The following is a 14,929-nucleotide window of genomic DNA, read 5'->3' as shown; positions in this document are numbered from 1 at the left end:
GAGGCCGTATGTTGGCCAGTGTAGTTGCTTTTGAAAGATCAAGCCAGTGCTACAATGGCATCGTATTCGAGTCACACAATTATTCAGAATTTACCTGTCCGCATGCTTTACAATCAGCACTTTTAGGCACGCTAAACCTCTGCCATTGCAAGGTCATCGCATCAAACAACATCAATTGATTATTTAATGGTTGCCCGTAATCAACCATTATTTTGATCGCTTCTAAAGCTTGCATTGAGCCAATGACACCTACTAATGGAGACATTACACCGGCATCACTACAGGTAAGAGATTGTTCACCAAAATGCCGGCTTAAACAGCCATAACACGCATTTTTCGCACTGGGTTGCATGCTAAAAATTTGGCCTTCCATACGAATTGCCGCCCCAGAGACTAACGGTTTTTGAGCCTGTAAACAGGCACGGTTTAATTGATTTCGAGTGGCTAGATTGTCGCTACAATCAATAACAATATCATGTGCTATTAAGACTTGCTCAAGTTCGTCGTCATGCAAACGGTTTTCGATAGTTGAGATTTTAGCCGCGCTATTAAGCTTGGCTAACTTGTTTTTTGCTGACTGGCATTTATTCATTCCTACATCAGACTCACCGTGTAGAATTTGACGTGGTAAATTTGTTTCATCGACCTTGTCGTCATCGACCAAAGTAATCTGTGCAATACCGCTAGCCACTAGATATTGAGCTGCAGCACAACCTAATCCGCCTACCCCAATGACGAGTACTTTTTTAGATAACAACAATTCTTGCTTTTCTAAATCGAACCCAGGCAACATGACTTGTCGAGAGTAACGCATCGCAAGTTTATGGCTTAATTGTTTGGGAGGCGTATTCTCGATCATTTATTACTCATACCTTGTTGCAATGACTGTCGATACGCACTAAATGCTGGCACACAGGCAATTATAAATGTGGCTACACTAACAATCCCAATAATTGCAATTGAACGTATTCCCAAAACCGTATTTTCAATAAACAGACCATATTCAGCACTTAGCCATGTTGAACCAAACTGGAAGCCTGCCCAAACCAACAATACTGCAATGATGCTTGCGCCTAAACTCAATAACAACGCCTCCATTTGGATCAATAAGAACACGACCCAAGAATGTGCACCAATTGCCCGTAACACGGCCATTTCCTGTCGACGTTCTCTAACAGTTGTCAGCAGCATGGTGGCTAAACCAAGTAACGAAGAAAATAAAATTAGTACAGATATAAATAACAAAATATTTTCCACATTTGCGACCAACTGCCACAATTCTGCAAATGCAACGCCTGGCATTATGGCCAGCATAGGTTCTTTTTTATATTGATTAACAGCGCGTTGTAATTGGAAAACCTGCATCTTTGCCTGCAACCCAATAAACATTGCGGTCACGCTATCTATCTCAACATCGATTGTTTCACCTGCAGCAATGGATTCGTGAATTTTGTGTATTTCTGTGGCATTCATATGTGCCGCTTCTAACCCGATTAAGGTCACGTGAATTGTGCGATCTACGGGTGTACCTGTGGATGCGAGAATGCCCGTAACAACAAAGGGAGATTCTGAATGTTTGGTAAAACTTACCTCGCCTAAACCATGGGACATTTCGATTTCATCACCGAGTTTATAGTTTAACTTTTCAGCTACCTCAGCGCCAATTACCGCATCAAAAGGCGCATCAAATGTTTTGCCTTTGTCTATATTTAATGATTGCTTATTGCCGTACTGAAAATGTTTGAAATAGTCGGTATTAGTACCTAATACTCGAAAACCTTCATGGGAGTCCCCCAATGCGATAGGGATTATCCATTTAACACTGGGGAGTTTTGACAGCGTTTGATAACTTTCCCACGACACACTATTGGTTGGGTTACCTATCCTAAACACCGAATATAGCAGCAAATTTGATTGGCCAGTGGGCGCACCTACAATTAAATCAACGCCCGAAATTGTGCGTCCAAAACTGGCTTTAGTTTGAATCCTTAAATGTTCTACACTAAGTAACAAGGATACGCTGACCACAATAGATAACATGGTCAGCAACACAGCTGATAATCTATGCTTTAAACTTTGAACTGCAATAGTGGTAATCATGCTCTCACCTCGAGCACTTCATTAATGTCTGCAATTTTAATATGTTGTTCAAAATGACTCGCCAAACTTAGATCGTGACTCACGAAAATTAAGGTAAATTCGTATTGTTGGACACAGTTAAGCAATAATTGGATAAAGCCATCCCGTGCAGATGCATCCAATGCTGAAGTTGGTTCATCGACAATTAATAATTCAGGCCGGTTTATTAACGCGCGAGCGATAGCCACTCTTTGTTGCTGACCAACGCTGAGTTGGCTTGCTGGTCTTTCAAGTAATTCCGTCGCAAGATTAAGTTGCTGACATAAATCATCAATTTCTTTTGATGACGTAGCCTTACGACCTTTTCCAAAATAAGCAGCAACGTCAATATTTTGTTTCACCGTAAGGTACGGGATTAAGTTAAACTGCTGAAACACCACGCCAATATGCTGAGCCCGAAATCGATCACGTTTTTGTTCCGATAAGGTTGAAAAACGCTGCCCTAAAATAGAAATAGTGCCGGTCGTTGGTGTCAAAGTGCCACAAATTAAATTTAACAGTGTGCTTTTGCCCGAGCCTGAATCACCCGATACAAAAATGGTTTGTCCTGTACTTACTTGCCAGTTATTAATCTTAATAGCGAGATCTTTAGCGTCACTTGATTTTGCAAATCGCTGCTGAGGATAGCGAAAAGTAACATTGTCAAACTCTATAGCTGCTCCAGAATGGGTCATAACGTCTTTTATTGTTAGCTAATGTCGTTTGAACTAACTCTATCTTGTCATTACCACAGAAACAATTGCTAATTGGCCAATTTGAGCGTCAACAAGAATTTTAAATAGTAATGTGATTTCAAAGTTATATTTTTGACCGAAAACTAAATCGTTTAAGACAATAACCATAATAACCTCAGGATGTTATTTATTTGTTAGTACTTTATTATTGAATATCTGCATCGCAAGGGTTAATATCCTGAAAGCAATTAATCTTAAACGAATTAGATCGATTTTTATCAAGGCAAATTATGAATCTGGAATTTGAATGTGAACGCGCGTTAAATCGCATCATGAATGTGATTGACTTGTCGATGTTAAATAAAACCGATACGCAAACATTTAAGCAGCGTTTAAATAGCCAATTCCCCAGATTATTTGCGCTTTTTATCGATATTTATGGAGATCGTTACGACTGCCATTTTTACTTACAAGAATTAGTCACGTGTTTGGCAAAAGGATATGGCCAACGTTCCGGCGCGTTAAAAACAAAAGATAAAAAACGCTTATCTGATCCTTTATGGTACAAAAATGAAAACATGTTAGGTATGGCATGTTATGTCGATTTATTTGCCAATGATTTGGTTGAACTTAAAGCCAAAATTCCTTATTTGAAGTCACTAGGCATTACCTATTTGCACTTAATGCCTTTATACGACTCTCCTCAAGGTGACAGTGATGGCGGTTATGCTGTATCTGACTATCGTAAGGTAAATGAAAAGTTAGGAACGACCAAAGACTTAAAGGCGCTAGCGAAAGCGCTGGCAAACGAAAATATTAGCTTAGTGTTAGATTTCGTATTTAATCACACATCTGACGAACATCAGTGGGCCGAAGCTGCTAAGCATGGTAATCGTGAATTCCAAGATTACTACTACATGTTTGATGATCGCGAAATTCCCGACCAATATGAACAACATTTACGCGAAATATTCCCTCAGGTACGACGTGGAAACTTCACGTGGAATGAAGACGCTAAAAAGTGGGTATGGACCACCTTCAATAATTTCCAATGGGACTTAAATTATGCCAACCCAGCAGTGTTTAATGCCATTACCGATGAAATGCTCTATTTAGCAAATTTAGGATGTGAAGCACTGCGTTTAGACGCACTTGCCTTTATTTGGAAAGAAATGGGAACTAGCTGTGAAAACCAAGATAAAGCACATAAACTTATTCAAGCGTTTAACTGCTGCTTGCAAATTTCCGCCCCTGCTGTGGTATTTAAGTCCGAAGCCATAGTGCATCCAGATGAAGTGCTCAAATATATTGATCCCAAAGAATGTCAGCTCTCATACAATCCTCTATTGATGGCATTGCTGTGGAACAGTTTAGCCACACGTAAAACGAGATTGTTGACGGCTTCTATGCAAAAAAGTTTTGAGATCTCACCAAAATGTAGTTGGGTAAATTACGTTAGGTGCCATGACGATATTGGCTGGACATTTGATGATGATATTGCCAACCAATTAGGAATAAATGGTAACGATCACCGTCAATTCTTAAATCAATTCTATACAGGTCGATTTCCTGGTAGTTTTGCGAAAGGCGTCGCATTTGGCGAAAATCCAAGCAACGGTGATTGCAGAGTGTGTGGTTCAATGGCATCGCTTACTGGTCTCGAACAAGCAATTGAATTCGGCGATCAGCATTTAATTGAAAATGCCTTAAGCAGAATTCAGCTAATAAACGCTGTCATCATGTCTATTGGTGGAATTCCACTGCTTTATTCAGGTGACGAAATTGGCTTGTTAAACGATTACAGTTATCGTCAGCAACAAGACAAAATGCATGATGATCGTTGGGTCCATCGTATCGCGTTAAGCGAACACGCCCTTGACGACGCGAAATGCACTACAAGCGTGGCCAACAAGGTCTCAAATAGATTGCGCCAATTAATTGAGCTTCGCAAACAATTAGTGGTCTTGGGTGATGCAAATACGCATATTCAGGCAACCGAAAACCAGCATATTTTTGCTTATACGCGTAAAAGTCAAGATGCTACTTTTTTAGCGATAAATAACTTTAGTGAGCATGAGCAAATTATTAACGGCAAAATCTTAGGATTACTTAATGCAGATGTGTGTATGGAGCACTTGACCGCAACAACTTACTGCGCTGATCAAAACCATATTGTGTTAGCACCTTATCAGGTAATGTGGCTTACAGCAGAATAACTATTTTTGATTGACTCACTAAATTATAGCGCTCTGTAATAGTACACAGCGTTATAATTTGTGCATCCTTTTTTTGACGGCAAAAGTATTGCTATCTGCAACTTCCTCGCACCACTAACCGAGTCTCCAACACGAGGTGTTCTTTCGCCTTTCCGTCCAATAATAGACGAGCAGCCATACGCCCTTTTTCGATACTTTGCTGACAAACCGTTGTGATTGGCGGCTCTGAACGTGCCGACTCTGGTATATCATCGAAGCCTGTAATACTGAGCTCTTCTGGCACACGAATATTCAATTCACGAGCCACGCGAATCGCAGCTAACGCAATGATGTCACTCATGCATAATAACACCGTAGGCCGTGGGTTCACCGTCAAAGCTTCACGGGCCGCAATCTCTGCAAGCTCAGCGTCATTAATAGGAATATGCCACATCGAGGCCGCTGGAATATGGCAGTTTTTCTGCTCGGCAGCCATTTGATACCCCGCTAAACGAGCCTGAGAGACTTCTTGTGACTCTTGTGCCAAGTCAGCCTCGGTCAATCGACATACTCTATCCGTGTTTATCAAACGAAGACCTAAAATGGCAACTTTCTCATTTTCATCATGAATCGCATATTCAGCGATTCGAAATGCACCATTTTGATTATCAATATTCACAGAGGCCGTTTCTTTATATTCAGAATCGACCACGATAACCGGCTTACCTGTTTTAAGAATGAAATCAAAGGAATGTTGATCAATCGCTCCGTATAAAATAAAGCCGTCAGGTAAGGATTCTGCTCCACGTTGTTGGCCAGCCTCAATTCGACTAGATAGCAGCAACATATGCTTGTTACGCTCAACTAATACTTCAGCAATACCTTGCAACAATTGATTGGCAACTGGGTCAGACAAACTATAGGTTAGTGAATCTAACAACATCACACCTATGACATCTGATTCACCTCGCCGCAACGTTCGAGCGGCCAAGTTCGGACCGTGATAACCCAACTCTGCAGCTTCAAGTAAGATACGTTCGCGTAATTTTGCGGATAATTGATCAGGACGGTTGAAGGCATTAGACACAGTGGCAGTTGACACACCCAATTCTTCCGCAACTTGCTTAAGATTTAGTTTTTTCGTTCTACTCACCTGCACTACTCCGTTCGATTCTAGTTGTTGCATATTCTAATATAGAACTCTCTTGAATACGTCTTAATCGATATCTTAAATTTTAGAGAGATCTTAATATTTACTTAACAATCTTAAAGGTTAATTAAATTAAAGCTATAAGAAAAAGTTAAATTTTTCTGTTTTTTATATTTTCATATCGACTTCAATCTCGAACACAAATCCGTGGAATTTTAGCTAAAACCTGATTAGTCATTAAAAATCAATACGTTGATATGATTAGAAAAAATCTAGAAAGCGATTATTAGTTCCCATTTTAACGGTTAATCGTATTTTACGAAAAAATGGATTGCTGCATATATCAAAATTCACTTCTTTATCCTCGTAAACAAAATGAAAATTGCCTTAATAATTTCTAGCTTTTATCTACTTAAACCATTAAGATTAAACTAACATAGTATTAACATATGTCATTCAAAAGCTATTTTTAGCGCTGACTCACTAAAACTAAAGAGTACGTTATGTCGCAAAACAGTCATCAAAAGCCAAACTTGTCTTTTTGGCAAATATGGAACATGAGTTTTGGTTTCCTGGGGATTCAATACGGGTTCGGTTTACAACAAGCCAACCTAAGTCCTATTTTCCGTTACCACGGTGCAGTGGAATCCGAATTACCGATTTTGTGGTTGGCCGGCCCCATTACGGGCTTGCTTATTCAGCCATTAATTGGAGCATTAAGTGATGGAACCTGGACCCGCTTTGGCCGACGCAAACCATTCTTTTTAATAGGTGCATTAGTCGGTAGTGTCGCTGTTATGTTCATGCCCTATGTGCCCTATTTATGGATGGCAGTAGGTTTATTTTGGATTCTGGATGCCGGTATGAATACCGCGATGGAACCCTACCGCGCATTAGTTGGTGATAAACTTAATTCTCCTCAACGCACCATAGGCTATGCAGTGCAAACCTTTATGGTCGCTGCAGGTCAAATTCTTGCTGGGTTAATGCCACTTATCATGCTTGCAATAGGGGTATCAGGTGTGTCTGAAGAAGGCGCGATTAATGCCATCCCTGATGTTGTAAAATATTCGTTCGTGATTGGGGTCATAGCAATGGTTACGACCATGACGTGGACTGCTTTCACCACTAAAGAAGATCCTCCCGAAGATTTAGAGCAATTTTTAGCTGAACGTAAGAATAAAAATGCCATGCTAGGCGCTATAAAAGATATTATTGGTGCAGTGAAAAGCATGCCCGATGAGGTTAGACGGTTATGGTGGGTTAAATTCTTTTCGTGGTACGGTTTACCTTTGATGTGGCAATACCTTGGCTTATCTATCGCTCGCCATAGTTTTAATGCGGTAGATCCTAAATCTGATTTATTCATTGAAGGGGTAGCTCGAGGCGGCGTAGCGCTAACTGTCATGAATGTTACCACCCTTTGTATGTCATTTTTGGTACCTTCTATAGTGCGAAAATTAGGTAAGAAAAACACCTATGCGCTATTACTTGGATTGGCCGGTATCGGCTTTGTATCCATGCTATTCACTTCCAACCTATATTTTATTTACGCTGCCATGGTTTTAGTAGGTATGGGATGGGCTGGTATTATGACGATGCCTTTCATCATCGTCGTTGATTCAGTACCCGCCAAGCAAATTGGTGTTTATATGGGGCTGGTAAATGCGTTTATCTGTTTACCGCAAATCATCAGTATGTTTACTGTCGGCTTATTCTACGATTCGCTGCTGCAAAGCGATCCTCGAAATGCGCTGGTATTGTGCGGTATTTGTATGCTGCTGGCGGCATTTTTCGCTTCGCGTCTAAAAGATAAGTCAGTAAATGTACAAACTGGAGAAGTATTGGAATCAGAAGCAACAGCAAGAACCATGACCGAGCGCTAAGCTCGGTGGTTCTTGATAATGCGTCTAATGATTGAGCACTAAATTAGCCCGTATAACGGGCTAAAAATTCATCGTGAGGCAACATTTTGGTTAAAGGTTGCTGCTTAGCATGGTAAATTTTGTGCATTATATCCAGTAACGCTTTGTCACCATGCACCTTTGCGGCTGGATGATAATCAGTCGGGTTTATACCCTGCCCTAACATCACTTGTAACCAAGACGCATCCCGAAAGATATCGTTATTATCATTAAAAATAGCTGCGGACTCTTTAAACGCATTAATTTTTTGTTGTAAACGCGGTGGAATATCCATATTGCGTAAATCTTTCCAAAAATCAGAATCGTTTCTTTGATTCACGTGATAATGCAAAATAATGAAATCGCGGATAGTTTCAAATTCCTGTTTCGACTCCTGGTTATACATTTCAACCATAGCGGGTGTTATCCCTTGATTAGGGAACATTTTTAGCAACCTAACAATCCCAGACTGAATCAGGTGAATACTGGTTGATTCTAGAGGTTCAAGAAAACCACTGGATAAGCCAATGGCCACTACGTTTTTATGCCACTGTTGCTCTGTTCTGCCAGTTTCAAATTGTATTTTCCGAGGCTCGTCCAATGGCTTAGAGTCCAAATTCCCCATCAGTGTCTGCATTGCTTCATCATCGCTGCAATATTTAGAACTATAAACGATACCATTACCATTTCGATGGGTAAGCGGGATGCGCCATTGCCAGCCATTCGCATGGGCAATGCTTCGCGTATAGGGAACGGTGTGTTCAAAACGTTCGGTGGGCACAGCAATGGCACTGTCGGCAGGCAAAAAGTGGTCCCAACTTTCGTATTTTACGCCCAATGTTTTACGGCTCAATAACGCTCTTAAACCAGTGCAGTCTATAAACAGATCACCTTCAATCTTTTGACCATTGTTAAGTTCAAGTGAGGTGATAAAACCTGAACGGGGATCTTGGTTGACCTGCGCAATAATGCCTTCAGTACGTTTTACACCGGCTTTTTCAGCTAATTTACGTAGGTATTGACCATATAAACCGGAATCAAAATGATATGCATATTGCATATCGTAGACTGGATTTTGGGTATTAATTTTATTAAATTTACCCTGCTCACAAGCCAAGTAATTTAAATCATAATCCCATAAAGTATGTTCGTTACCTGCTTCTTTGGCTTTTAACCAAAAGTGTTGAAAACTACAAAATCCAATGTTTGCACCAGGCGCGCCAAAAGTATGATAGTAACTTTCGCCTTGTACCCGCCAGTTTTCAAATTTAATGGCTAGCTTAATAGTCCCTTTGGTTTCTCTTAAAAATTCTTTTTCATCCAAGCCAAGATATTGATTAAATATTTGGATCGGCGGAATAGTGGCTTCACCTACTCCAACGATGCCAATCGCTTCAGATTCTACCAATTCAATTTCAATTGTTTGTTGTAGCACTTTTCGAAGTAAAGCGGCTGTCATCCAACCGGCAGTTCCGCCGCCAGCGATGACGACTTTACGCACTGCTTTTTGCATGCCTATAACCTTTATTTAAAGTGAATCTGTTCCAGACTCATTGTGATAACTAACACTTTAAAAGCAAATAGCCTAAATGTAAAAAACCTCAAAAGCCGTGAAACTTTTGAGGTTAGTTAAATTACTTAAATCAATTTAAATTAATAAAATGAATAATTGAAGTTCAACATGTATGACGGACCAAATTGTCGACGCAAGGTAACAATACCGTTATCATCAATGTTTTCTTCATCTACATCGGTTAAGTTAGTGCCTTGCAATGAAATCCGTAAACCTTGTAAGTAGTCAATATCAGAGTCTTCAAAATCGTAACTGATTTGCGCATCTACCAAGGTCACAGCATTACGAGTTGCAGTATCAATTTTGTTAGAACCACCACGCTGATACGTGCTGAATTCGGAGCGATCTGTTCCTGCGACACGTACTTCAAAGCCACCTAACACATAGTATGCGGTTAACGAGTAGGTTCTGTCAGATTGACCAACAATAGGTGAACCATCATCTAGCTTAGCATCAATGAAGGTAGCTGAAGCTGCAATACCAAATCCATCAAGTGCATCTGCAAACATATTGAAAGGCAGATTAGCCGTCAATTCCAATCCTTTAACAGATCCTTCTAAGCCATCTTCAAAATACGAGAATGTGCCATAATCCGGTGGTGTGACTAAGTCACCCTCTTCATACACAATACCAGCGGGGCCATAGGTTCCGTCACGGTCAATGATACGGTCATGGAATCCAGGGATAAAGTAATCAGCGCCTTCATTTGTCTCGTCATTACGGAAGTTGATTAAGAAGCTTCCATCACGAGTTAAATTGACTAAATCTTTGTAGAATAATGCCGCAGATAAATACCCTTCGTCTTCAAAGTAATGTTCATAAGAAATATCGAAGTTATTTGACTCTAACGGTTTTAATGACGGATTACCTGCCGACTTAGACCAGGGCGACCCATACTCATTCACATCTTCAATGGTGTTTGGAATAGCAATCAAATCAATATTTTGATCAAACTTCACAAAAGCAGAGGCTTTCATTTGATCGATACGTGCACGGCTGATGGCTTTATTAGCCGCAAAGCGCACAAACTGGTTATCTGCCACTTCAACTGTAACATTCAAGCTCGGTAAAACATGACTGTAATCTGTACTAACAGACACTAAACAATCACTGTCAATTTGACCATCACCGTTTGCATCACACACTGCAAAATTAGAGCCTACAACCCCAGTGTAACCTGATGAAGACTGGTCAGTTTGCACATATTGCAAACCAACATTACCGGTTACCGGAAAATCACCAATTTCAGTACCAAAGTCGACTTTTGCATACAAGGTAGTGACTTCTTCTTCAACCACATAAGTATCACCTAAGCGATCAGGCTCCAACAAGCCTGCGTCGTATTGGGTATAAGTTCCATCGTTGTAAGGTGCGAAGCCATCATAGGCAACAACCATACCTAGGCCAGCCCAAGTCAAATCAGCTAAGCCGTCATACAAGTACTCGGTTGGAATGGCTGTAGATAATGGGAAAGCGCTTGATTTAGCAAAGAATCCTTTGTTTTCTTTGTCTTTATAACGGTCACTATAATTGATACCAAAAGTAACCTGATGGAAAACCTCACCGTCTAATAACCCAGTTGCTTCTAGCTTAATGGTGGTTAGTTCTTCTTTAAAATCCGCGTAGTTTAAGAAACCATCTTGACCATTAAAGTAGTCATAAGGGTTACCATTTGCTTGCACGATACTAGTATCGTCGTAGGTAAACTCATCGGCTAAATTAGCAAGACCACCACCCCACACTTGAGGACCAGTTAATTGCAGTGCAGTAGGATCTGAAAAGGCTTCTAAGCCAGTAGAACTTGTGAAAAACACACCATCTTGGCTCATAACAAATTCACGAGAACCCAGCTCTTCATTAGTCAGTGTGCCTGAACGCGCTAAACCAGCATAAGATTCGCCGCGTAGATCACGCTTAGATGATTCACTCTTGGCGGCATCTAATTCAACTGACCAGCTGTCGTTTAGGTGATATTCAATGTTCAAACCCAATACTTGTAAATCACCGTCTTTTTGCGCTGGGTCAGTACGAAGTACAGGGTTAGCTTCAATTTGTGTACCTGACGTATTAATGCCGCTACCGGTAACGGTTCCCACATTGAATGGTTCGATAAAACCACGAATTACGCCAGAGTCTGAATAACTAATATCTAAAGCATCAACTACAATATCCAAATCGTCTGTCGGTTGGAATTGTAAAACCACGGAAATAGTATCGCGCTCTAACACTGAGCTAATAGCCTGTGTATCAAGCCCTGAAGGTGTTATTTGTCCGTCATCATTTGTGCCATAACCCCAAACACCATATTTACGTTGGTTATTGGGTGACTCAGTGGTAGCCAACGCAACCGCGAGCCCGATCGTGTCATCGGCAAACTTTTCGACAAAAGACAACGACAACCTGTGCCCTTTATTATCAAATTCAGGATTGTCTGAATCACGACCAGCTATCTCATAATTACCATTAATGGTAAGAGTTTCAGAAGCTTGCAGTGGTCTTACAGTCTGTAAATCAACCGTACCACCGATACCCTGCACCATCAAAGTTGCATCAGTTGTTTTATAAATGGTGGCACCTGTCATGATTTCTGATGGATACAAATCGTATTCCACACCACGGTTATCACCTATACCGATCAATTCACGACCGTTGAGCGACGTACCCGTAAAATCTTCTTTAAAACCGCGTACTGAAATACCTGATGTTCTTCCGCCAACTCTCTCACCAGCCATACCGGGTAAACGTGCTAATGACTCAGCGATGGATGAATCGGGTAACTTACCAATATCTTCAGCAGATATTGCTTCAACGATGGAACTGTTATCCATTTTTACTGCTTGTGCGCGAATCAATGAACCGCGAATACCTTTTACAGCAATTACTTCAACATTATCGTCCTGCGCACTTGCATCTTGTGCAAGTGCCTGACCCGAACACATTGCTGCTGAAACAGCGACAGAAAGCAGTGCGGGTTTAAAAATTTTTTTAGTGATCATTATGTGTGCCCTTTATCAACTCTAATTGTTGCGCGTAGGTGTTACGCTAATGTTAATAATAATTAACAAACTTTGTTAAATCAAGTTTTTTCTTAATTGATTAAGATAGCAATAAAACCCAACCTTTATAACATTTAGGAATTAAGAAAGCGATTTCACTTAAATGATTTAGTTGAGTGCCATAAGCATATTATCTCAACCAAATATTGAAATTTGGTTGCAAAAAAGTGGGAATGTTGCTGCTATAAAGACGCGTTTTTGCTTGTATTAACTCTACATAAAACATCGATAAAAACGACAAGAAACAAAAAAGTACACTTAAGTGTACTTTTCGATTAATGGCCTGTTTACGGTTAATTAAACACGCTAATTTAAAGGTGTTTTGCTTTTAACAGCAGACCTTTTTTATTTCTTCCAATGGACAGGTAATAACACTGACATTTTGATAACCCACTCGCGCGAGTTGCTCTGCTCCCAATGCTGCGCGAAGAGAAGTACCACAGTGTAAATAAATTGCGCGGTTAGGGTCAGGTTCAAGTTCTAGCATTTTCACTTCCAATAAACCGCGAGGAATGTTGATCACCCCTAGTGCTGAATCGGCTTGGAACTCCTCAGGTTCACGCACGTCAATGATATGCCCATTATTTTGCGATTGTTCCGCTTTAGCATTTTTTGCAGTCACCATACGCACATTTTGTTTTACTTCCTGTAATAGGGTTGAGATCGTTTTAAGCATTACTCCTCCTATCAAATATATTCAAACTATTGCAACTAAAGGACTACTTCAAATTTTAAAGCCGCTTGATGATGCTCGTCAAAACATGGAAAGCGAGTTATTTTCGTTAGTACTCTCGACGTCATAATTGAGGGTGGATTGGGAGAGCGTTTGTTGCATTGAGTTTTTAGGGAGTTGCTCTCTATGGGGTCGATGAAAGCTATTTTTAGGTTGTTTGCGGGTTAAATTATCAATCATCTTTTGATTCACTAATACAACCCCCTGTTGACTGATCCTGAAGCCACGATGTTCATCATCATGTAGGTTTAATCCGATCTTTATTCCGGCTGGAATTTCGCAATTTTGATCTATAATACAATGATTTAATACAACATTTTTACCCACTTTCACATTCGGTAAGATCACTGCACCTGTTAAATTAGCGCCTGCTTCAACCGTCACATTATGACTCAACAATGAACGACTGATTGTACACTCATTTAGTGTAACGCCATTGGCAAGCAGCGTATCCTTAATATTCGCAATACCACCCAATTTGCCACCTCTAAAATGTGTTGGCGCATTGCAACTCGGACTGCTCCAAATTGGCCAATTTACATCATGCACTTTTGCACTGGGATTTTGCTCTAACAAAGCCATATTTGCCTGCCAATAGGCATCTAAGGTTCCTACGTCTTTCCAATAGTCAGTTTTAACATTATCTGGTGAATGGAACCGTTGTGCCTGAATATGAAATTGTTGAATGAGTTTAGGGATTATGTCCTTGCCAAAATCGTGTTTTGAAACAACACTTTTTGCGTCTCTTTCGAGTTGTTGCACCAAAAAATCAATATTAAATACATAATTTCCCATCGAAGCTAAAACCATCCCTGCAGAGTTTTTTAGCACTTTAGGATTAGACGGTTTTTCTTCAAAAGAAATAACCTTATCTTCAGCGTCCACGTTCATAACACCAAATTGACCAGCTGCTTCATGTTTTGGAACTTCGCAGCATGACACCGTCATATCCGCACCTGATTCAACGTGTTTAGTTAGTAAAGTACGATAATCCATTTTATAAATATGATCGCCAGACAATACTAAAATAAATTTTGCTTGTGTGGATTTTAGAAAATCAATATTTTGATAAAGCGCATCAGCTGTGCCACTGTACCAATCATTATTAACTTGTTGAGAAGCGGGCATAATTTCCAGAAACGTATTAAATCCACGATGGTAATTCGACCAACCGTTTACTAAATGACGTATTAGACACTGCGCTTTATACTGGGTGACCACACCGATTCTTTTAAGACCTGAATTGGCACAATTTGATAATGGAAAATCTATGATGCGATGATTGCATCCAAACTCTAGCGCGGGCTTGGAGCGTGATTCAGTTAATTCGTGGAGTCGAGTCCCCTTTCCGCCGGCCAATAAGACCACAAAGGTATCATCGATAATTCGAGACATATTTAAGTGTGTTGCAAATGACATGGTTTACCTCACTATTGAATTTAATAGGACGAACCACCTGTCCACATTAATAATTAAAGCATCTTTTCAGAAGCTAGCATTGATAC

General features: G+C 40.3%; 10 protein-coding genes. 2 read left to right on the top strand and 8 right to left on the bottom strand.

The genetic code is table 11. From position 1 onward, the window contains the following. Nucleotides 1-79: 79 nt before the first annotated feature. Genes moeB through GLIP_RS01975 form a run of 3 tightly spaced genes read right to left on the bottom strand, consistent with a single transcriptional unit; the run spans nucleotide 80 to nucleotide 2,813 of the window. Nucleotides 80-859, bottom strand: a complete 780-nt coding sequence (gene moeB / locus GLIP_RS01985; protein WP_008842880.1) for a molybdopterin-synthase adenylyltransferase MoeB — start codon at nucleotides 857-859, stop codon at nucleotides 80-82. Next, nucleotides 856-2,100, bottom strand: a complete 1,245-nt coding sequence (locus tag GLIP_RS01980) for an ABC transporter permease (RefSeq protein ID WP_008842879.1) — start codon at nucleotides 2,098-2,100, stop codon at nucleotides 856-858. Before GLIP_RS01980 ends, moeB begins: the two co-directional genes overlap by 4 nt. Continuing rightward, nucleotides 2,097-2,813, bottom strand: a complete 717-nt coding sequence (locus GLIP_RS01975) for an ABC transporter ATP-binding protein (RefSeq protein WP_008842878.1) — start codon at nucleotides 2,811-2,813, stop codon at nucleotides 2,097-2,099. The genes GLIP_RS01980 and GLIP_RS01975 overlap by 4 nt, the downstream gene beginning before the upstream one ends. 290 nt (nucleotides 2,814-3,103) lie before the next feature. On the opposite strand from GLIP_RS01975, the gene GLIP_RS01970 reads away from it, so the two are divergent. After that, nucleotides 3,104-5,029, top strand: a complete 1,926-nt coding sequence (locus tag GLIP_RS01970) for an amylosucrase (protein WP_008842876.1) — start codon at nucleotides 3,104-3,106, stop codon at nucleotides 5,027-5,029. A gap of 91 nt (nucleotides 5,030-5,120) precedes the next feature. On the opposite strand, the gene GLIP_RS01965 is transcribed toward GLIP_RS01970, so the two are convergent. Beyond that, on the bottom strand, nucleotides 5,121-6,194 hold the full coding sequence (locus tag GLIP_RS01965) for a LacI family DNA-binding transcriptional regulator (protein WP_008842875.1): 1,074 nt from the start codon (nucleotides 6,192-6,194) through the stop codon (nucleotides 5,121-5,123). A 467-nt stretch (nucleotides 6,195-6,661) separates the two neighbouring features. Between GLIP_RS01965 and GLIP_RS01960 the strand changes: the two genes are divergently transcribed. Next, nucleotides 6,662-8,044: an MFS transporter gene (locus GLIP_RS01960; protein WP_008842874.1), complete on the top strand. Its 1,383-nt coding sequence runs from the start codon at nucleotides 6,662-6,664 to the stop codon at nucleotides 8,042-8,044. Between the two features lie 43 nt (nucleotides 8,045-8,087). On the opposite strand, the gene GLIP_RS01955 is transcribed toward GLIP_RS01960, so the two are convergent. The 4 genes from GLIP_RS01955 to glgC all read right to left on the bottom strand — a co-directional run bounded on the left by GLIP_RS01955 (nucleotide 8,088) and on the right by glgC (nucleotide 14,843). Then, nucleotides 8,088-9,575, bottom strand: a complete 1,488-nt coding sequence (locus GLIP_RS01955) for a tryptophan halogenase family protein (RefSeq protein WP_008842873.1) — start codon at nucleotides 9,573-9,575, stop codon at nucleotides 8,088-8,090. Between the two features lie 140 nt (nucleotides 9,576-9,715). Next, complete coding sequence (locus tag GLIP_RS01950; protein WP_008842872.1) at nucleotides 9,716-12,631, bottom strand: TonB-dependent receptor; 2,916 nt, start codon at nucleotides 12,629-12,631, stop codon at nucleotides 9,716-9,718. Nucleotides 12,632-13,019: 388 nt separating this feature from the next. Then, nucleotides 13,020-13,367, bottom strand: a complete 348-nt coding sequence (locus tag GLIP_RS01945; RefSeq protein ID WP_008842871.1) for a rhodanese-like domain-containing protein — start codon at nucleotides 13,365-13,367, stop codon at nucleotides 13,020-13,022. Between the two features lie 78 nt (nucleotides 13,368-13,445). Beyond that, nucleotides 13,446-14,843 carry a glucose-1-phosphate adenylyltransferase gene (gene glgC / locus GLIP_RS01940; RefSeq protein WP_008842870.1) on the bottom strand — a complete coding sequence of 466 codons (1,398 nt, stop codon included), beginning with the start codon at nucleotides 14,841-14,843 and terminating at the stop codon, nucleotides 13,446-13,448. Nucleotides 14,844-14,929: the final 86 nt, after the last annotated feature.

The sequence above is a fragment of the Aliiglaciecola lipolytica E3 genome (assembly GCF_000314975.1).
In the GTDB taxonomy this organism is placed as follows: domain Bacteria; phylum Pseudomonadota; class Gammaproteobacteria; order Enterobacterales; family Alteromonadaceae; genus Aliiglaciecola; species Aliiglaciecola lipolytica.
This window is presented reverse-complemented; position numbering and strand designations above follow the sequence as displayed.